The sequence below is a fragment of the Alteribacter aurantiacus DSM 18675 genome (genome assembly GCF_000429705.1).
In the GTDB taxonomy this organism is placed as follows: Bacteria; Bacillota; Bacilli; order Bacillales; family Salisediminibacteriaceae; genus Alteribacter; species Alteribacter aurantiacus.
Genome location: NZ_KE386941.1, coordinates 191,941 through 211,466, shown reverse-complemented (window position 1 = coordinate 211,466; position 19,526 = coordinate 191,941). Strand labels below are relative to the sequence as shown.

The following is a 19,526-nucleotide window of genomic DNA, read 5'->3' as shown; positions in this document are numbered from 1 at the left end:
ACATAAATAAAAAAACGGAAAAAGGAAAAACACAACACTTTAAAAACGTATTATTATCATTTAAAATAGAGTTATAAAGAGCTAAACCGATATAAGCAAACGTCATCTAGTTTTTATAGTGTTTTTAGCTCAATATACAAGTATTTAGCTCTTTTTTACTTTTTTCATCAAGGAGGGTTTCATTATGCGCCGAACATTTTTCGCATTTAGTCTCGTGTTTTTCTTCGCTATTGTCGGTCACTTCGCAGTGTGAAAGGAACACTGTTTCCATAAAAAAAGAGAGACAAGCCTTTTACAATTAAAGGATGTCTCTTTTTTATTACTCACTTTTTGCGCTCTCTTCACTCAGAAGCATACGCAATTCTTTTTTACTTTTCCTGGACACAAGAATGTATAATATATCATCTTGTTCAATAATGGTCTCCCCATATGGTGTAACGAGGTCCCCACTTCGAATCACAGCATTAATGAGGACATCTTCAGGGAAATTAATGTCAGCTAAACGCTTACCTACCACTTTCGCGTCCTCTTGCACTTGGTACTCCACAATCTCCGCGTTTGCTTGACCGATGCTTACAAGCTCCAACGAATGTAGTGGTGTTACTTTTTTAGGACCGGTTAATCCTAATTTTTTTGCAAATAACGGAATCGTCGACCCTTGGATGAGTGCAGAAGTTAACACAACGAAAAAGACGACATTGAAGAACAACTGGGCGTTGTCAAACCCTGCAATCATCGGAAATGTAGCCAAAACGATTGGGACCGCTCCTCTTAACCCAGCCCACGAAAGAAGAGTTTTCTCTTGCCATGTGTACTTGAAACCGATTGTCGATAAAAATACCGCCAAAGGTCTTGCCACGATAATCAAAGTAAAAGACAAAATTAATCCTGTAACAATGACGTCAAATGTAAATACTTGCCCTGGGAAAACAAGCAACCCTAGAATGATGAACATTAGAATTTGCATCATCCACGCAAAACCTTCATTAAATCGGAAGATGGAATGACGGTATGTTAGGTCGGAATTTCCAATGATAAGAGCCGCGACATAAACGCCTAATAATCCACTACCTCCCAACAAACTTGCAACACTAAACGTAAGAAGGGCAAAACTGATTGCCAAAATCGGATAGAGACCACTGGCATCCAAATTTATGCGATTAATGGCCCAGGAAGCGAAATAACCTATTCCTATTCCAACCAATAAACCAAAGCCCATTTGCCAGAAAAACGAGCCTACTGTGGATAGGAAGCCAACATCATCAAGCATGATCAATTCAATTAATGCAAGTGTTAAAAACATGGCCATGGGATCGTTCGTCCCCGACTCCGCTTCGAGTGTGGCTCCAAGGCGCGTTTTAATGTTCTGTCCTTTTAATACAGCAAAAACAGCTGCTGCGTCCGTTGAGCCAACGATAGCACCAAAGAGCATTCCCTCGAGCCAAGTGACATCAAGTACCAGTTTGGCTGCCACTGCAACAACACCTGTAGTGATCAAAACCCCTACAGTCGCTAGCAAAAGGGACGGTACCGCTACAGGTTTTATTGTCGTCCACTTCGTAGACAGACCACCTTCAAATAAAATAATCACAAGTGCAATCATTCCAATGATTTGCGCGTAAGAGGCGTTATCAAAATAAATCAGTCCAAGACCGTCACTCCCAAAAATCATCCCGAGCAAAATAAACAAAACAAGGGCAGGAACACCAAGGCGAGTAGAGAACTTGGTAGTAAGGACACCAATTATAAGTAGAAGTGCAATAAGTAAAACGACATAATCTGTATTAATAAACGTATCGATGGACAAACGCTCCTTTATTTATCGGATAGAAATATAAATTGCAGGTCTTTCATCTATACCGCTGATAAGTGGATCATACAAATAAATATGAGGGCCGTATCATGTTCGCTCTCCTCTTCTTATCCATTTATAAATTCACATCAATTTGCACTGGCTCTTCAGAAGATGGATCAATGCCCAAATACACATATGCTTCACTTTTACTCGCGTGCTTAAGGATTTTTTGTAGAAGGCTGATCGCCACACCTTTTCGGTAAGCATGATAGCCAAACGTCTTGCGCATCGTGTGAGTTCCAACATTATGTTCAATGCCCGCTTCTCTCGCTGCAGCATGAATGACACGGTAAGCCTGTTGCCTTGTAATAGGGGAATTCGTTTTGGCTGAACAAAACAAGAAGTCTTCACTCTTCAAATGGTTATCAGATAAATAAAGTCCAACCGCTTGTTTGACTTGGTCGTTAAGGTAGAAATGCGGATAGGAAGTACCTTTTCTCGTTTCAGGGCTTAAGAAATCCAACACCCGGCCAGTTTCTTCACAATACACATCGCTCACTTTACTATGTAAAAGTTCAGTAATTCTTAAGCCTGTATTGATACCCATCACGAACAAGCAATAGTCTCTTCGTGATCGATTTAAAAGAATTTGTTTCAACTCGTGAATTTTTTGAATATTTTTTATTGGCTCGACATATTTCATAGGAATCCTCCATAGGTTACATATTATAATGATAACATAAGGTTATGTTACATCATGACAAATATGCTTTTTCATAATACTCCAAGTATGTTTACAACCATTTCCACATAAACCCCTGTCGCCAAGTCGTAAACTCCATTCATGAATGAAGGTACTAATCATATTCGATCATTACATTTTCCATTTAATCTCCAATAAAGAGCACTAAAATGCACTTTCCCGTTTTTAGAATCATTACGAGAGGAGACCAACATGGCCAATATTCTTGAACAGCTAAAAGAAGTGACATTTGCGATTATCCCTTTAGCGCTCGTTGTCATCGTTCTCCAGTTCACTGTCATTGGTCTTCCTACCGACATTTTTGTTTCATTTTTAGCAGGCGTTGTTTTTGTAGGAATCGGGTTGTTTTTGTTTTTAGTTGGTGTCCATATTGGTCTCCTTCCTATTGGTGAGATGATCGGGGCTAGTTTGCCCAAAGTGAAAAAAACGTGGCTTATCGTAGCAATCGGCTTTTTCTTAGGGCTGGTTTTGACCGTTGCAGAACCTGATGTACGGGTTTTGGCTTTGCAGGTGGACCAAGTTTCTGAGGGGGCAATCTCAAACAACCTCCTCGTCTACACCGTAGCAGTAGGTGTCGCATTTTTCGTCGCACTCGCAATGATAAAGGTTGTATTCAACTTGAACTTTGTTCACTTACTTATTGGAGGCTACTCTCTTGTTTTCCTTCTCGCCCTTTTTACACCACCTCATTTCTTGCCAATCTCGTTTGATGCCGGGGGAGTCACGACTGGACCGATGACGGTTCCGTTTATCTTGGCTCTTGGCGTTGGTGTTGCTTCCGTGTTAAGACGAGCGGATTCAAAGCAGACGAGTGACGGGTTTGGGTTTGTAGCTTTGGCATCGATTGGCCCGATTTTGGCCGTGATGCTTTTGGGGGTGATTTTTGGTTGATCACACACTTTTTTTACGGATTCGACCACGTCCTATATGAAGTAGCCATGGCGATCTTGCCTTTGATTGTAATGTTTGCGATTTTTCAGGTGTTCTTTCTCCGCCTTAGTTTAAAAAAGGTATGGAAAATGATGATCGGAATCACCCTGACGTTTTTCGGGCTTTCGTTTTTTTTACAAGGTGTTGGCATTGGTTTTTTCCCAGCAGGACAGGCGATTGGAGAAATGCTTGGTCAAGAACCCCGAGCATGGCTATATCTGCCTATCATCGGTTTAGTGTTCGGGTTTGTGGTTACGTTCGCTGAACCCGCCATTCGCATTCTTAATCATGAGGTGGAAAAAGTAACTGCAGGTTCAATCTCAAGTAATGTGTTACTTCTTACTTTATCCATCGGTGTGGCTTTATCCATCGCATTATCGATGGTCCGCATCATTGTCGGCATTCCATTATGGCTCATACTCGTTCCCGGATATGTGATCGCTTTAATTTTGATTCGATTTTCAAAAAAACGCTTTATTACAATCGCATTTGATGCTGGAGGTGTTGCCACAGGCCCTATGACTGTCACCTTTATTATGGCCATTGCCGTTGGCGTAGCAAATGTGACTGAAGGTCGTGACCCTCTTATGGACGGATTCGGCATGATCTCACTCGTTGCCCTTACCCCTATTTTATCCGTTCTTGTATTGGGCCTACTTTATAGCAAAAAGGAGGAAGCAAGCCATGACAAAACGCCGATACAAACTCATCATCACAATCGTGAAAAAGAAACAAGCCAATAAAGTGATGGCTGCGGCTAAAAGAGGTGGAGCTGAAGGGGGCACGATTCTCTTGGGATCCGGTCTTGGTATACATGAAAAAGAGTCTTTTTTCGGAATTGATATGTTATATGAAAAGGAAATTGTATTTACGTTAATTCCCGAAGACCGTCTTCAAAATATTTTGGACCACATCCAAAACGAAGCAAAACTAAATAAAAAAGGAACTGGAATCGGGTTTGTCGTAGATGTACTTGCAGTAAAGGGAATTGTTCACAATCAGATGGACATGACCGTTGAAGAGGAGGCATTTGGCACGATGGCTGAGCACGTGAATTTTGAATTAATTGTTACAATCGTCAACAAAGGGGATTCAGGGATCGTTGTGGATGCATCAAAGCGGGCCGGGGCTGAAGGGGGCACCATTCTTTCAGGACGCGGCTCCGGTATTCATGAACAAGCAAAGCTTCTCTCCATGATCATTGAACCGGAAAAAGAGATCGTTCTCACTCTTGTAACACGGGAAAACGTCAAACGAGTCCTATCCCAGATTGAAGAAGAAGCCTCTCTAAACCAACCAGGCAAAGGAATTGCCTTTGTTCTACCAGTGGAGGAAACTATTGGGATAAATCATTAAAAACATCTTTCAAAAGCCCATGGCATGTTCATCACGACTTTCGTCTTGTTACACGGCTTGAGATTTCCTTTTGATTAATACGTACACTTTCATTAGCTCAACCACCCCTTATGTATGCTAAAATTATCACCATACATGACTTACAAAGGGGAATTGACAACATGGACCACTTAAATCAGGAACAAAAAAACGCAATTCAACTTAAAGCCTATCGCCGTTCTTACGTTTTCGCTTTCTTGGGTTATTTGACCGCGGTAGTGCTCGGTTGGATTGTAGATCAACCGCTTGATTATCAAGGAATCTTTGCCGTCACATTAGTTATGATGATTGCTGTCAACTACAGCACTCAGTTCATGGAAAAAAAGAAACACAAAAATAAGGAAGCATAGGAGTCCCATGCTTCCTTTTTATTTATGCCATTACACCATTTAGTGGTGGGATGATTTGCTTTTTACGAGATACAACGCCCTCAAGTACAGCCGTTTTGTTGTCCAGTTTAACATTAAACGCTTTTTCTACGTTTTCTGACGCTTGTCCTTCTACGTAGATCGTAGAGTTATTTGTAAGAATATCCGTTACGACGAGCATGAACAAATCGAGTTCTTTCTCCGACACGTCACTGTTGATTGCTTTTTCAAGTTCATCGCGGCGGTCAAACACCTCGTCCGTGTCGACTGTGTTCACTTGTGCAATTTTCACTTTTGCTCCACCCATCGTGAATTCTTTTGCATCAAGTGAGATTAACTGCTCAACCGTCTTGTCACTTAAGTTCGCACCAGCTTTAAGCATATCAAGGCCATAGCTCTCAGCGTCGACACCCGCAATTTCAGCTAATTCTTTTGCTGCTTGAATGTCTTCGTCTGTGCACGTAGGCGATTTGAACAGTAGGGAATCTGAGATAATCGCGGATAGCATCAGACCCGCAATTTCAGGCTTAATTTTCACATCGTTTTCTTTATACATTTTGTTTAGAATCGTAGCCGTACAACCAACAGGCTCAGCGCGGTAATAGAGTGGATCTTTTGTTTCAAAGTTGGCGATACGGTGGTGATCAATCACTTCAAGCACACGTACAGCATCGATATCATCGACACTTTGCTGACGCTCGTTATGGTCAACCAAAATGACTTGCTCCGCCTCAGGAGCCGCGTTTTCAATTTGACGTGGGGCTTGTACGTTGAATTTTTCAAGTGCAAACGTTGTTTCTTCACTTACTTCACCTAAACGAACAGGTTCTGCATCCATCCCTAGCTCTTTCTTCAACTCTGCATACGCAAGAGCGGAACAAATTGTATCCGTATCAGGGCTCTTGTGTCCGAAAATCAATACTTTGTCATTTGCCATTGTGTAAAAACTCCTTTTATATAACGCTTTCCATATTTTTAACGATCCATTGCCATTTTAACAAGGGTTGAGAAATTTATCATTATCTTTTTACTGTGAGTACTTCGCGTCTTCTTCTTTTAGGGACTTGTCCCATGTGTCTCTTGGTATGCTTTCCATTAATTCAATCAGGTTTCCGTCGGGATCTCGTATGTAAGCCGTCTTGATTCCCCAGCCCGATTGCTCCTTAATATCCGTTACATGTGCTCCTTTTTCTTTTAAAGTAGCTACTGTCTCTTCAAGGTTATCCACTCTAAAAATAAATGCGAATCGGTCTTGAACATCCGGTGGCAAGTCATCTTTATTAACTGCTTCTGCCATTAACTCTTTTTTGAAAAGTCCAATTGTATTCTCATCTTCATCTTGAAAGCTTGCATATGCTCCTCCGGCCTCTCCCCACGTGACCGCCAGTTGAAGCGTATCTCTGTAAAAATAAAAACAGTCTTCAAAATGCGAAACGAGCAGACGAATATTATCCAATTTCATCGTTGATCCCTCTTTTCTAAATAAAATATCGTAGTACAAATTATACCATTAACGTAATGAAAGAGGTTTTCTATATAGAAAGTAACATAACCTTGGACGTACACAACAACTGCCATTACGCATACGATAATGAACATGAAACTTACCGGATTGGAGTGCTACACATGTTCACCTCTCCCCCACAACTTTCAGAAGGTATAAATCCAGAACAAATAAATAACATTGCAAGAACCATGAATATCGTTTATACGTCTATTTTTTGTCTTGAAGTGTTGGCCCAGCTGGCACCTAATCAAGAAGAGAGAAATCGCCTGCTTGCCATTAGGGTAGAAGAGTTCCGCCATTACCGTATGTTTGCCGAGTTGTACTTCACGTTAACTGGTCGGGAACACTCTCCTCAAATGATGGCCGTATGCCCTAGTGAATATAAGTCAGGGCTTCGAGAAGCATTTTTTAATAAACAAAATAATGTAGCGTTTTATTTGAAGGTTGCCGAACAAGCAGACGTTCCTGCTGTCAGAAACACCTTTAGAAGAGCAGCATGGGACGAACAAAATCATGCTGTATGGCTATTGTTTTTAATGAATCAATAGCATACAAAAAGAGCACATACGTAACTCGTTCGTGCTCTTTTTACAGTATTGAATGGAGATTACATTCACTCATCCACTGATGCTCCAATGTCAAAACCGTCTTGAAACGTAATCACATCCACACGTTTCCCATCCTTCTCGAACACTTGAAGTGATCCCATGCCGTCTACTTTTTTCCATCCCCACAGCCGCGCCTGAAAAAGATAAAGACGATTAATACCCATGTGTTTGTACGTGTAACTGTTCTCAGAGTGTACTTCTTTAATTTCAGCATGAAAAGGCACAGGAAAATCATGAACCGAACTCGGGCGAACCGTACCAAATAAGAGTCCTACCGTCATAACACAGAGAAACAGAATCAAGATCACTTTTTTATTCTTATTCACAGAAAGACCCCTTTCCGAACGGTGAAATTGTCTACAATTCTACTACCCTAATTCGACAAAAATGATTCATAATGTTTAGTATATTAGAACTAAGTAAACATTCTACATGAAGACCCCTTTGTCCTACTCTATGCTATAAGAAAATCAAACTTTCATGAAAAACATTTGAAGACCGTCCACACTTTCACACAAAAATGTACGGGGACAGACCCCAAAACGTTTTGGCTAAAGCGTAGCTCGGTTATTGTGGTTCAGTGAATTTAGGGAAGGTGAAGAAGTATTTCATCCAGAAGCTTTGTATGAGGTTCTGTGATTTATAGTAGAGGTTATACGTGGATTCGTAAGCATTTCGCTCTTTAAACGGCAACCGCTCTCCCGATTCTTTTGCTTCTATAATTTCGGGCTCCATTTCTTCAAGTTTGTCTGCTGTAATTTCGATTAGTTGATAGGTTACAACAGAAAGTGTACCGTAGGCGAGGATGATAGGAATCATAAGAAGCCATAAGAATCCACTTTTAATAAGGCTTTTGAAAATTTCTTTCATTTTGTTCCAACTCCATTCGTGATGTATGCATGCTTGTATTAGAATATGACCGAGTCATGGAGTTGGTGTGTAGGCTTAGGTAGGAAGTAGTGTGACGATGGATGGGAGTTTTTCTTTGTGAATAAGTGAAAGGTGGATTGGGATAGGATAAGGTTGAGCTTTAACTAGGATAAGGAGAAGCGGAGATTTGTTAATCGACTTGACTGGTTTTTTCATCGACTTTGAGATTTATCCATCGACTTGCTCCTTTTCTTCATCGATACATCCCCTCCTCCAATACCCGAACCTCTAGCTTTCAAGTTTTTACAGGTTAGTAGGCGCTTTTCTACTGAACCTTTCTTTTATTTACGACTTTTCCTTACTTTTTCACGGTTTCACTTTCCGAATTCCCGCCTTCATGCCCCCTATTTACGGGTTGGATCAAATCACCCCCTCACCCAACGACCGAACTCCCCCATACATTGCACCATGAAAAAATCAAAAAAACCCAAACAGCCACCTTAGCCACCTGGGTTTTCCTATCTATTTTCTACGCTCTTTTTTTAATTCCTCAAGTTCTTCCAACAGCGTTTGGATCATATGATCACTTTTTTTCAGCTCTTCATTCAGCATGGAAATCGTTTCTTCTTCCCAGTTGAACGGATCTCCGTAATGAGGCGTAACATGGAGGTTTTCATATTCGTCACCAGGTTCAAGGCTGTCCGGTGTAAAATAGATCGCTACTTCACAGCCTTCATGCCCGAGGGCAATACGCTCACGAAGACTTACTTTTCCGTACCCGAACTGGCGAGCGGCAATGCCTCCGAAGACGCTTGACGTCATCATGCATAAGTGTGGTGCATCTTGAACGACAGTTCCAAAAGGACAAGCCGTCGCTTTAACGACAACACGGTCCGGAAACACTTCAGCTATTCTAAAGTGCCCACCAATGGAATTCTTAATATCGACAATCACATCTGCATATTTCTCAATAGACCAGTGGTTTTGGTCATCTTCATAAAACCGTTCCAACCATTCCCCTGTCCTAAGCCCAATTTCTCTAATATATTCTTGGGCTCCTTTTCCCACTGTTCGCTCGTGAATATGTGCATATTGTGTAATTAGCTTTGCCAAAAAGACATGCCCATTCAGCGATGGAGGTTTTTCTTTGTTTATCACTTGCTCTACCCCTCTCTTTTAATGAGAAAAAGTCAATCCCTACTAATCATCTAGATAATTATAATCCTATTTGCACGGATTTAGGAGTATGAATGTAGCTCACTTTTCAAAAACTAATCGACAATGATATACAAAATCCACGACTACTTCTCTTTACCCTTCCAATCAGGATAAATAACAGAAAATACAAATGCATCGTAGAAATGTTCGTTTTGATAAAAGTAGCCTCTTAAACACCCTTCTTTTTCAAAATGGAATTTTTCCAGAAGAGTAATGGAGTCGAGGTTTTCAGGAAACGTCACTGCACCAATTCGGTACAAATGAAGTTCCTCAAACGCATACCTCAATATTTCTCTTAACGCTTCAGAACCCAATCCCTTCCCCCAATACGATGGGTGCAAATCAAAGCCTATCTCCGCCTTTTTTCCAGATACACCTATATGATCCAGACCGATCGTGCCGATAAAGGTATTGGAATCTTTGATTACCATACCCCAACGAATGCCTTGTTGTCTTGCAAAACTCGCTCTATATGATTCTATGACCCTTGCAGCCTCTTCATAATTAAAGATACGGTCCATACCGTAATGCTTCATGACATCTTTTCTCGAGAGAATGTGGTAAAGATCTTTCGTATAGTCGTAGGTGATCTTTACCAGGCTCAGCCTTTTCGTCTCAAGCACAGGAAACTTCAAAGCAAGGACTCCTCTATTCGTATTAAGGAAAATAACTTCCTTATTCACACTCTTCTCGCCAAAACCCTCAGACCCTTTATTTCAATAAAAAATGAGTATACCTTTAAATCAGTGTACAAGTCTCAATTTCACGCAATCTGCTCCGCTCCGTTTCCGCGGCAGTATCGGCTCATTAGAAGAACTCTGCTTCTTCCTCTGCTAGTAACGGTGACACTTCATCGTTTTTGCGTCGAAGCAACTCCCAGCACATATTCACGAGGTAAACGCTCGTTGCAACTTCTACGCGTATAAAAAACGACACGGCACTTCATATAACTGAAAACGTTCAGTGACTTAGAGGTATAAAAAAGACTCCGAGAGTCGAAAACTCCCAGAGTCGTCACATTCTTATTATCTAATTTGACCGTTCCCTGTCATCACATACTTCACAGTTGTTAGTGCCGGTAATCCCATCGGACCACGTGCGTGAAGCTTTTGTGTGGAGATTCCGATCTCCGCTCCAAATCCGAGGGCACTTCCATCTGTAAAGCGAGTAGATGCATTGTGATACACTGCAGCAGCATCAACCAATCCTGTGAAGCGAGCCGCTGTTCCTTTGTTTTCGGTCACAATCGCTTCCGAGTGCTTCGTACCGTATGTGTCGATGTGTTGAACGGCTTCCGCAACGTCATCGACCACTTTAACAGCTACATCAAGGCTTAAGAATTCATTTGCCCAATGGGCTTCAGTGGCAGGCTCAGCCCCTTCAATTTCCTCTACTGCTTTTTCGCATCCGTAAACACCGATGCCGTGCTCTTTAAATGCACTTACTAAAGCATCTTTGTTCTCCGTTAACCAAGCACGGTGAACGATGAGCGTTTCCGCTGCGTTACATACTGCTGGACGGTCTGTTTTTGCATTTACGAAAATGCTGATTGCTTTTTCAACATCTGCATCTTTATCAACATAAATGTGGCAGTTCCCAACACCGGTTTCTAGTACCGGAACTGTCGCATTGTTTACAACGGCGGAAATAAGCTTGCCGCCCCCTCGAGGGATAAGAACATCGATATGCTCTTTCATTGTAAACAGCTCTTCTGTTGCTTTACGATCGGTGCTATCGATAAATTGGACTGCGTCAGCTGATACTTCTGTATTACCTAGCGCTTCCTTGATCAGTTTCACGATCGCGCGGTTTGAATGAATCGCTGTGGATCCACCTTTTAAAACAATCGCATTCCCTGACTTCAATGCAAGACCTGTTGCATCAACAGTTACGTTCGGACGAGCTTCGTAAATCATACCAATTACACCAAGTGGAACCCGGACAGTGGCAACGTTCAACCCATTTTCAAGTGTCCATTCATCAACCGTTTCTCCTGATGGATCATCTAGCTTAGCAACGTCACGAAGGCCTTGTGCGAATTCTTTCACACGATCTTCTGTTAAGGCTAAACGGTCCATGTAAGCCGCATCAAAGTCTTCTTTACGACCATTTTGAAGGTCCTGTTCATTTGCTGTCAAAATTGTAGCAACATTTTGATCCAAATAGTCCGCAACCACATGCAATGCTTCATTTTTCACTTGAGTTGGAAGCATCCCTAATGATTTAGACGCTTTCTGAGCTAATTTCGCTTGAGACTTTACACTTACAGGTTCGACTACTTTAGTCACCCAACCACTCCTTGTATTTTTTGACTGTTTTCGTAAAGAGGGGTGCTTTTTTTGTATAAAAGCATTACTTCTTCCGAAAACAGCGGTTTTTTAAGCTTTATCTGTTACATATTGCTCTATTTTATAAAAAGGAAGTCGTGATGAAGCCTACTTGCCATTCACTCTCTGTCGTAGTGCCAAGGTATCTTAGGCATTTGGCTTCATCACCAACTTCTTAAAGATCAAATTTGACGATCTTACACGCCTACAGGGATTGCCACTTCAAGTTCGCATACGAAGGCTTCGTTATCCATGACCGCATCCATTGATTTTGGTTGTGATTTTTTCAACTGGAAGGAAGCCAAATCTTCGGAAGAATAGTTCATCATGCCAAGGCCTAACTGGGTGCCGTGGATATCACGGATCTTTACTACAGATCCTTTGCTAAACTTGCCTTCCACTTGATATACCTGACTTGGAAGAAGGTGGTTTTTGTTATCTACAATCGCTTCACGAGCCTCGTCAATAATCGTAATTTCTCCTTCTGGTCCTGAGTTAAACGCGATCCATTGACGCTTATGATCGAGATTATGCTCCGTTTCTTCGCATGAGAAATAGGTTCCTCGCGCGGTTTCATCAACTGCGTTTACAATGATGTTTTTCACACCTGCACGTCCGAGGAAAGATGGAATTCCTGAAGCCATTGAAATTTTGAAAGCATCAATTTTAGAACGCATTCCGCCGGTACCGACTGCGGAACCCGGTTCGCCTGCCATGTCCTCAATTTCATCTGTAATCTCAGTGACTATTGGCAATAGTTCGGCATTTTCATTTTTACGAGGGTCATCATCGTACAACCCATCGATATCAGATAAAATAATGAGTTGGTCCGCATCCACGAGACCGGCTACTTTAGCCGATAGGGTATCGTTATCACCAAAGCGCAGTCGATCTGTTGTAATCGTGTCATTTTCATTTACGATCGGTACAATGCCTCGCTCTAACAAGACATTGACCGTGTTGCGCACATTGTTGTATCTTTTTTCGTCTGAAAAGTCGCCACGAGTAATCAAAATCTGTGAAGCTGCATAGCCGTGGGATGAAAACAACTCGGAGTATGTTTCAATGAGACGTCCTTGCCCTACGGATGCTGCTGCTTGTTTTTCAGGCAGAGAAGTGGGTCTGTTCACAAAACCGAGCGTTCGATATCCCGCTGCCACTGCTCCAGAAGATACGAGGAGCACTTGGTGCCCTTGATCTTTTAGTTCTGCTACCTGATCGGTAATTTTTTGGATCTTTCTTCTACTTATATCACCGGATTGACTTGTTAAAGAGCTGCTTCCGATTTTAATTACTACACGCTTATTTAATGTCATTTATTTCATCACTCCTACGATCGATTACTGGTGGGCTGGTTCTTTTTCAAGCTGTTTACTAATTTCTTTTGAACGGTTCATCGCACCTTCAACCGCAGCTTTAATTGCTTTACCGCCACCGTTTTCAGCTAATGCTTCAAGTCCTGAAGCTGTTGTTCCGTTTTTGGATGTGATATTTTCTCTGAGCTGTGCAGGTGATTCCTCACGCTCAAGCATCATTTTTGCTGCACCAAGGATGGTTTGAGCACCGATTTCTCTTGCTTGTGCCGGCTCCATCCCGTTTTCACGGGCAATCTTTTCAATGTGTTCCATTAGATAGTAGTAGTAAGCCGGACCACTACCTGCAATTCCTGTGAAAAGGTCCATTTGATCTTCTTCAATCACATACACTTCTCCGATTGATTTAAGAAGAGTTTTAGCCATTTTTACGTTCTTCATTGTTACATGCTCACCTGGTGAAATCGCAGTTGCAGATTCTTGAAGCATGCTTGATGTATTTGGCATCACGCGAATCACTTGCTGACTCGCATTAAGATGTTCTTCCATAAATCCCGTCGAAATACCGGCAAGAACGCTCATAACCACTTGATCGGGTCTGATTTGATCTTTTATTGAAAGAAGTGACTGTTCTGCGTCTTTTGGTTTCATCGCAAGAATAATCACATCTGCTGAGTGGATTGGCAAACGGTCACGCACCATTCCTTGAACGCCGTATCGGTTGTGAAGCTCGAGCAACCTCTCTTCGTTGCTTCTGTTTGTAACAATCACTTGATGCGGTTCAAGTGTTCCGGTTTTTACAATGCCTGAAATCATTGCTTCTGCCATGTTCCCTGCACCGATAAACGCAACTCGTAAGTTTGTATCCATATCTATATCCAGCTCCTTTTTATCTCTAAAAAACGTATTGTTGTTCCGTCCTGTTGTTTAATCCGCTATTAATCGTAACACTCTCATATTTGACTTCAAGGGGTACATGTGAGGTAGTGAGGATAAAGGGCAAATAGTGAATGAAAGCGCCAACATTAAACCCACAGTTTCCCTTAATCACGTTATACGACGTTAGAGAGCATGAGAAAGGACGAGACGCGGATTGAAACGACACAAAAAAAGACAGTGATTTCTAAAACCACTGTCATAGCAACGTTTTATGGTTACGTGTTGGTCGTTCGTACCAGGGGCGCAACCGTTGGAACCTTTGCAACTTAAGTAAAAGTCACTGAAAACGTCGGGGTTTCCTTTTACAATGGCTCCCTTTTACAACCCTTGCTTCTTTCTTTGCAGTATCATGTACTCGTTGTTTAGTTGTTTTTTCTTTTCTTCATCTTCTGTTTCACTAAGTTTCCCAAGGACCTCGGAAATCTTAAGATCAAGGGCTAACTCACTCATTGCCTTTTCCTCTTGAGCACCGGTGTCGCGGGGTTTTTCATCAATTCGTACATCAACAAACGTTCCTTTTTTCTCTTTGATATCAAGTACTTTATCAGCTAAATGGCGTATGAAGTAGCGATCGTGAGTAATAAAGAGAATGGTGCCGGGATACTTAACAAGAACATTCTCCAAGGCTTCTTTTGTTGGCATGTCCAGATACGTGGTTGGTTCATCCATGAGAAGAACATTCACATCGCTCAGAGATACCTTTGCCAAAGCTGTTTTTACACGTTCTCCCCCGCTCAACTTATATACTTCCCGATCCATTTCGTCACTTTTAAAAAGTAGACGTGCCAAGATGGTACGTATAAATTCTTCCGTGTAGCGAGAGGATCGCATCACATTCTCAAGAATGGATTTGTCTTCCTCCAAGTTCTCAAGCTGTTGATCGAAGACGCCAATTTTCGCAGGCTTCGCTACGCGAATATGAGGGTCTCTGGCTCTAATCATATTTAGAAGCGTAGATTTCCCTACTCCGTTCCGTCCGGTTATAGCCACTTTCTCACCTGGTTTGATAAAGCCTTTCAACTCTTTAATCAGCAATTGATCGCCCCTTTGAACGGTTACACCTTCAAAAGCTACCGCCGTTTTACTGTGTAATGGGGTAAACCGTTCCATGTCGAACGTGATCTCTCTTTGGGTAAACGGTTTATCTTTTTTATCTAACTGATCAATACGCGATTGAATGACTTTTGCACTTTTATCAAGCTTCGCCTTTTGTTTTCCAGAGCTACGTTTATGCAAACGGGCTTCTGAATTGCCCATCCGTCTCGGCGCTTTTCTAATCGAACTTGATCGTTGAGCGGTTTGTTGCTTCGCTTCGGTTAAGCGTGTTTTTTCCTTTGTATACTCTTCGTACTCAAACCATTCGCGCTCTTTTTGGTCCGCCTTTTTCTTTACATAGTCCGTATAGTTCCCTTTATATACAGATAGCCTACCCTTCTCGATTTCCCAAATGGTTGTGCAAACCCGATCAAGGAGTTCTCGGTCGTGTGAGATCATGACGACAGCACCAGGTCTCTCTTTAATGTCAATTTCAAACTGCTCTACCCCATCCATGTCGAGATGACTTGTAGGTTCATCCATCAATAAAAGCTCTGCACCAGAAGCCAAAGTGGCTGCAATCTTTCGTCTTGTTTTCTCCCCACCACTCATGGCATCTCCATCAGGGACGTGCCACTTTGCCCGCTCCCTTTGAGAAAGGTCTTCCACCGTCATCTCCAACTGAGGTAAATAGGCAAAGGGGACCAAAGCCGTGACATTTCCTTGATCGGGACTCAGTTCATTTGCCAAAATCTTGAGTAACGTCGTTTTTCCTTCGCCGTTTCGTCCGACAATCCCGATCTTTTCTCCTCTATAGACGCGAATAGAATCTGTGTTAATCAGCGTTCGGTCTCCGTAACTTAATTCAATGCGTGTCGTTTCTAATAAAAGCATAAAAAAAATCCTCCCTATTAAGCCAGAGAAGATTGGTGTGCAAGTGAGCAACAAAGACAGATTCCCCACAAGCAACTGGGAAATCCATTTTTATTCGTATAAAGGGCTCCCTTAAAAATGTACACACTAATCCTATCCAGACAAATTGAATTCTACTTTCATGAAATTCTTGTCTAAAAAATAGGATTACTGCTTCATCGTATAAGGTACCTTCCTTTCCATTCATTAATACAATCATATTTCAAATGCAAGCGCTTTGTCAAAGGGTTATTGGGGATAGGGGGATGTCTTTAGTCGAGTTAGGTGCGCCTTTAATCGAGTTAGATCCTCCCTTAGTTAAGTTAGCCTCACCTTTAGTCGAGTTAGATCCTCCCTTAGTCGAGTTAGCCTCCCCTTTAGTCGAGTTAGCCCCCCTTTAGTCGAGTTAGCCTCCCCTTTAGTCGAGTTAGCCTCACCTTTAGTCGAGTTAGCCTCCCGCGAAGCAACTTCCCCGCTCCACAAAAAAGAAGAGCCCCCGCCCCCACAAAACGCTCCGGGTTCGATTGCTCTTCCTATTTACCTTTACAATTACTCCCCTAAGGAGCCACCGGCGCATTAAAGAGCGAATACACACCAACGGAAATGAGAACCGCCTGAAAGGCAAAGCCGATCACGCTACATATAAAACCGGCTTTGGCGACCTTTTCGCCAGGTTCCTCCGTTCTCGCAATTTCCTTTTTTGCCAAGTAAGCGTAAATCATTCCGGCCATTGCAAGGAATATCCCAATCGTCGGGATTAAAATTGACCCAATCCCCAACGTTAATCCAAGAACAGCATGTTTGTTATACTTCCCTTTCATCTTACTACTTCACTTCCGTTAATTCGATATCACTATACGCCGATGTAACATCCACGTCCATTGGTACTTGAATGTACACGAAATACGCCCCGTGATAACTCGATGATTCAGTATGAAAAGGATTACCAGAATGTCGATCAGAGAATTGCGTAAGGGTGAACTCTTGTGCCAGTTTCGCAAAACTAATCTCAGAACTTCGTTCGATTACTTGCAGCTCGTTTTCTTCAAGGACGAAAGAGGGTGGATCTATTCGATCCGTAAAGTCAAATCCATCAATGTAGGAGTTACCTGAATAAAGGTAAACTTGAACCTCATCCTCGAAGTCTTCAACTCTTTCAAAAAGAATGTTTCCTGAGTAGTAATTATCCTGATAAGTTGGTTTCACAATCAATACGTCTTCAGTAAATTCGAAATAGAATTCATTTCTAAGATTTTCAGACGCCTCTGCAATGTCTCCCGAGAACAATCGATCATGAAGCTCTTGTTCTTCTTCCATTGACTGTTCAATACTTTTTGGCTCACTATAGGTCATGTCACTACTTGGAATCATGAAGTAAATGACGGTGCAAACAATGAGTGCCAAAAGATAAATGGAAAAGATCCAATTATGACTCCGCCCTTTTATCGTCATTAAGCCCATCTTTTTTTGTCTCTTAATAAAGAACATGATGACACCGATCAGAACAATGAATACGAGTAATTGAAGTATGGCAATATTCATCATCATAAGCGCACCTCCGTCTTATTTGTAATCCAGCTGGCTAGTATAAATAATAGAGACGAGGTTACGATTACTTTAATCATGAATAACACGAAGGATGTTTCATCGTTAAAGAAAAGAACCGTTTGGGTAATGAACCCATCATTCGCCGCTCCTGTGAACATTCCCCCAAAGAAAACCGCTGGGATTATAAACATGAACAGGCGATTCAGATGCGTAAGGGTTCCAAGAATATACCCGAGTGAGCCAAGTAAAAAGATATATAAAAACGAAGCACTAACGCTCATAAGCCATTCACCTGGCGTGTTGAACAGCGAAGGACTTGCCACAAATTCCACTCCGTGAAGAGCATACGCCGCGACACGAACAGCATACCCGCTTAAATTTGCAGTTATTGCTGCAATCACACTTGCCGTTAGTAAAAAAAGAATATTAGCCATATTTTGGGTGAGGCGATTGGTCACAAAGGCAAAATCGTCATTTCGATACGCTCTTGTTGTAATGAGAATAGCCGTAATGAAGCACCAAATCATTGAAAACACAATCACAGCAGAAGAAGAGTAGTAGGATACGGACACGAACACATTCGTACTTCCCGATCCCATTGATGATGTTCCGCCCATTGAAAGAAGAATGGCCAGAACTTGTAGGACAACCAGTGTTGAAAATGCGTTTTTATAGGATGAAACCTTAAAGAAAAACTGTCTTTTGACCGTAGCCCAAAAACCGATCTCACTTAAAGACATCATCAATTCCCCCTTCACTCGTACCTGTGAGATACATGCTCATATCTGTTGCTGAAACAGCAGCCACTTCAAGTCCTGCTTGTTTGTAATTCGGGTCTAACTGTTCTTTCTTAACCACCGCGTATGCTTTGTTCATCGGGAGTTCCCGCTTGTGAAAAACGTCCTTTCCCTTGAGCCAAGCTTCAAGGTTAGTCGACTCTCCTTGAACCCCTATGCCATATTCCTTCAAATCACTTACAGATACATGCAAATGATTCGTACCATCCTTGATGAGAAGAACATCCTCGATTAGCTCTTCAATTTCATTTAAGTGATGACTGGAAAGTAAGATCGTTCTCGGATGGGCGAGGTAGTCTTTTAGTAAGGCTCTATAGAAATCACTTCTCACCGAGGCATCCATTCCGGTTGTTGGCTCATCGAAAATGGTCAGCGGACAGCGTGATGCCAATCCGACAATCATATTAAACGTACTCTTCATCCCTTTTGACAAACGATCATGTCTTTGAGACCGATCAAGGGAGAAATAATCAAACAAACGCTCCGCAAGCTCCATATCCCAGTTCGGGTAAAACTCATTTCCCATCTTCAAAATTTCATAGATGGTAAGGGACGTGGGGAGGTTCATCGTGTCATTAATGAAAATGGTATTGGCAGACGCTTTTAAACTGTTAAATGGCGGTTCACCAAGGACGTGAATCTTACCCTCACTTTGCTTTATAAATCCTGCCACTAGTTGAAGAAAGGTTGTTTTTCCGGCCCCGTTCCTGCCAATCACCCCGGTTATTTTATTCTCTTCAATGGAAACTGCCAGATCATTGACTGCTTTTTTATTTCCATACGATTTTGTCAAATGAGTACATGTGATTGCTTTCATTCTTTTTCCCCTCTCAATTTAGACATGCTTGTTTGGATCATTGAAATAAGTTCCGTTTCGCTCACATCAAGGTGGTTGGCTTCGGCTACAACGTCATCGACGAGCTTTGTTAATGTATTGCTTTTTCGTTTATTCAAAATAATGTCTTTCGCATCTGATGCTACAAACATCCCCAGTCCCCGCTTTTTATAAAGAATCTCTTCTTCGACAAGCTTTGTTAATCCCTTGGCCGCTGTTGCCGGGTTAATGTTCATCATTTCCGCCAGTTGATACTGGGAATACACTTTTTCATCTTGAACAAAGCTTTCATTAAGAATCTCAGTTTCAATCCATTCTGATATTTGAACATAGATCGGTTTTGTACCATCTGGATTAATAATCAAA

The 19,526-nt window shown here is 41.9% G+C and carries 22 protein-coding genes; 5 read left to right on the top strand and 17 right to left on the bottom strand.

Features of this window, described 5'->3' with window-relative positions; translation table 11 throughout:
* Positions 1–319: 319 nt before the first annotated feature.
* Both G476_RS0104130 and G476_RS0104125 read right to left on the bottom strand, forming a co-directional pair.
* Positions 320–1,807, bottom strand: coding sequence for a potassium/proton antiporter (locus G476_RS0104130; protein WP_245579625.1), 1,488 nt, complete (start codon positions 1,805–1,807; stop codon positions 320–322).
* Between the two features lie 121 nt (positions 1,808–1,928).
* Positions 1,929–2,498 (bottom strand): tyrosine-type recombinase/integrase, encoded by a 570-nt coding sequence (locus tag G476_RS0104125; protein ID WP_026688962.1) that lies wholly within the window; start codon positions 2,496–2,498, stop codon positions 1,929–1,931.
* 252 nt (positions 2,499–2,750) lie between these two features.
* On the opposite strand from G476_RS0104125, the gene G476_RS0104120 reads away from it, so the two are divergent.
* From G476_RS0104120 to G476_RS0104105, 4 genes are all read left to right on the top strand, one after another.
* Positions 2,751–3,449, top strand: a complete 699-nt coding sequence (locus tag G476_RS0104120) for a DUF1538 domain-containing protein (protein WP_026688961.1) — start codon at positions 2,751–2,753, stop codon at positions 3,447–3,449.
* A complete protein-coding gene (locus G476_RS0104115; RefSeq protein WP_026688960.1) occupies positions 3,446–4,231 on the top strand; it encodes a DUF1538 domain-containing protein in 786 nt (261 codons plus the stop codon). The genes G476_RS0104120 and G476_RS0104115 overlap by 4 nt, the downstream gene beginning before the upstream one ends.
* Complete coding sequence (locus G476_RS0104110) at positions 4,173–4,844, top strand: P-II family nitrogen regulator (RefSeq protein ID WP_026688959.1); 672 nt, start codon at positions 4,173–4,175, stop codon at positions 4,842–4,844. Before G476_RS0104115 ends, G476_RS0104110 begins: the two co-directional genes overlap by 59 nt.
* Positions 4,845–5,005: 161 nt before the next feature.
* A complete protein-coding gene (locus tag G476_RS0104105; RefSeq protein ID WP_026688958.1) occupies positions 5,006–5,233 on the top strand; it encodes a hypothetical protein in 228 nt (75 codons plus the stop codon).
* A 22-nt stretch (positions 5,234–5,255) separates the two neighbouring features.
* Here G476_RS0104105 and G476_RS0104100 read toward each other — a convergent pair whose 3' ends face one another.
* Both G476_RS0104100 and G476_RS0104095 read right to left on the bottom strand, forming a co-directional pair.
* Positions 5,256–6,188 (bottom strand): manganese-dependent inorganic pyrophosphatase, encoded by a 933-nt coding sequence (locus G476_RS0104100; protein ID WP_026688957.1) that lies wholly within the window; start codon positions 6,186–6,188, stop codon positions 5,256–5,258.
* 90 nt (positions 6,189–6,278) lie between these two features.
* On the bottom strand, positions 6,279–6,713 hold the full coding sequence (locus G476_RS0104095; RefSeq protein ID WP_026688956.1) for a VOC family protein: 435 nt from the start codon (positions 6,711–6,713) through the stop codon (positions 6,279–6,281).
* Positions 6,714–6,877: 164 nt separating this feature from the next.
* Between G476_RS0104095 and G476_RS0104090 the strand changes: the two genes are divergently transcribed.
* Positions 6,878–7,306, top strand: coding sequence for a ferritin-like domain-containing protein (locus G476_RS0104090; RefSeq protein WP_051314643.1), 429 nt, complete (start codon positions 6,878–6,880; stop codon positions 7,304–7,306).
* Positions 7,307–7,371: 65 nt separating this feature from the next.
* Here the strand turns inward: G476_RS0104090 and G476_RS0104085 are convergent, their stop codons facing one another.
* The 13 genes from G476_RS0104085 to G476_RS0104025 form a co-directional block, all read right to left on the bottom strand.
* The gene (locus tag G476_RS0104085) at positions 7,372–7,692 is read right to left on the bottom strand and encodes a hypothetical protein (RefSeq protein WP_026688954.1); all 321 of its coding nucleotides are present in this window, start codon (positions 7,690–7,692) and stop codon (positions 7,372–7,374) included.
* 241 nt (positions 7,693–7,933) lie between these two features.
* Complete coding sequence (locus G476_RS0104080) at positions 7,934–8,236, bottom strand: hypothetical protein (RefSeq protein ID WP_026688953.1); 303 nt, start codon at positions 8,234–8,236, stop codon at positions 7,934–7,936.
* A gap of 522 nt (positions 8,237–8,758) precedes the next feature.
* Positions 8,759–9,394 (bottom strand): methanogen output domain 1-containing protein, encoded by a 636-nt coding sequence (locus tag G476_RS0104075; RefSeq protein ID WP_026688952.1) that lies wholly within the window; start codon positions 9,392–9,394, stop codon positions 8,759–8,761.
* A 143-nt stretch (positions 9,395–9,537) separates the two neighbouring features.
* Positions 9,538–10,089 (bottom strand): GNAT family N-acetyltransferase, encoded by a 552-nt coding sequence (locus G476_RS0104070; RefSeq protein ID WP_026688951.1) that lies wholly within the window; start codon positions 10,087–10,089, stop codon positions 9,538–9,540.
* A 390-nt stretch (positions 10,090–10,479) separates the two neighbouring features.
* Positions 10,480–11,742, bottom strand: a complete 1,263-nt coding sequence (locus G476_RS0104065; RefSeq protein ID WP_026688950.1) for a glutamate-5-semialdehyde dehydrogenase — start codon at positions 11,740–11,742, stop codon at positions 10,480–10,482.
* A gap of 236 nt (positions 11,743–11,978) precedes the next feature.
* Positions 11,979–13,097, bottom strand: coding sequence for a glutamate 5-kinase (gene proB / locus G476_RS0104060; protein ID WP_026688949.1), 1,119 nt, complete (start codon positions 13,095–13,097; stop codon positions 11,979–11,981).
* Between the two features lie 24 nt (positions 13,098–13,121).
* Positions 13,122–13,964 (bottom strand): pyrroline-5-carboxylate reductase, encoded by an 843-nt coding sequence (proC, locus tag G476_RS0104055; RefSeq protein ID WP_026688948.1) that lies wholly within the window; start codon positions 13,962–13,964, stop codon positions 13,122–13,124.
* A gap of 387 nt (positions 13,965–14,351) precedes the next feature.
* Entirely contained in the window at positions 14,352–15,962 is a 1,611-nt protein-coding gene (gene abc-f, locus G476_RS0104050; RefSeq protein ID WP_026688947.1) for a ribosomal protection-like ABC-F family protein, read from the bottom strand.
* 575 nt (positions 15,963–16,537) lie between these two features.
* Positions 16,538–16,801, bottom strand: coding sequence for a DUF4190 domain-containing protein (locus G476_RS0104045; protein WP_026688946.1), 264 nt, complete (start codon positions 16,799–16,801; stop codon positions 16,538–16,540).
* Positions 16,802–16,805: 4 nt separating this feature from the next.
* Positions 16,806–17,528: a hypothetical protein gene (locus G476_RS0104040; RefSeq protein WP_026688945.1), complete on the bottom strand. Its 723-nt coding sequence runs from the start codon at positions 17,526–17,528 to the stop codon at positions 16,806–16,808.
* A complete protein-coding gene (locus G476_RS0104035; protein WP_156906512.1) occupies positions 17,525–18,271 on the bottom strand; it encodes a hypothetical protein in 747 nt (248 codons plus the stop codon). Before G476_RS0104035 ends, G476_RS0104040 begins: the two co-directional genes overlap by 4 nt.
* Entirely contained in the window at positions 18,255–19,142 is an 888-nt protein-coding gene (locus G476_RS0104030) for an ABC transporter ATP-binding protein (protein ID WP_026688943.1), read from the bottom strand. Before G476_RS0104030 ends, G476_RS0104035 begins: the two co-directional genes overlap by 17 nt.
* On the bottom strand, positions 19,139–19,525 hold the full coding sequence (locus G476_RS0104025; RefSeq protein ID WP_026688942.1) for a GntR family transcriptional regulator: 387 nt from the start codon (positions 19,523–19,525) through the stop codon (positions 19,139–19,141). Before G476_RS0104025 ends, G476_RS0104030 begins: the two co-directional genes overlap by 4 nt.
* Between the last annotated feature and the right edge of the window lies 1 nt (position 19,526).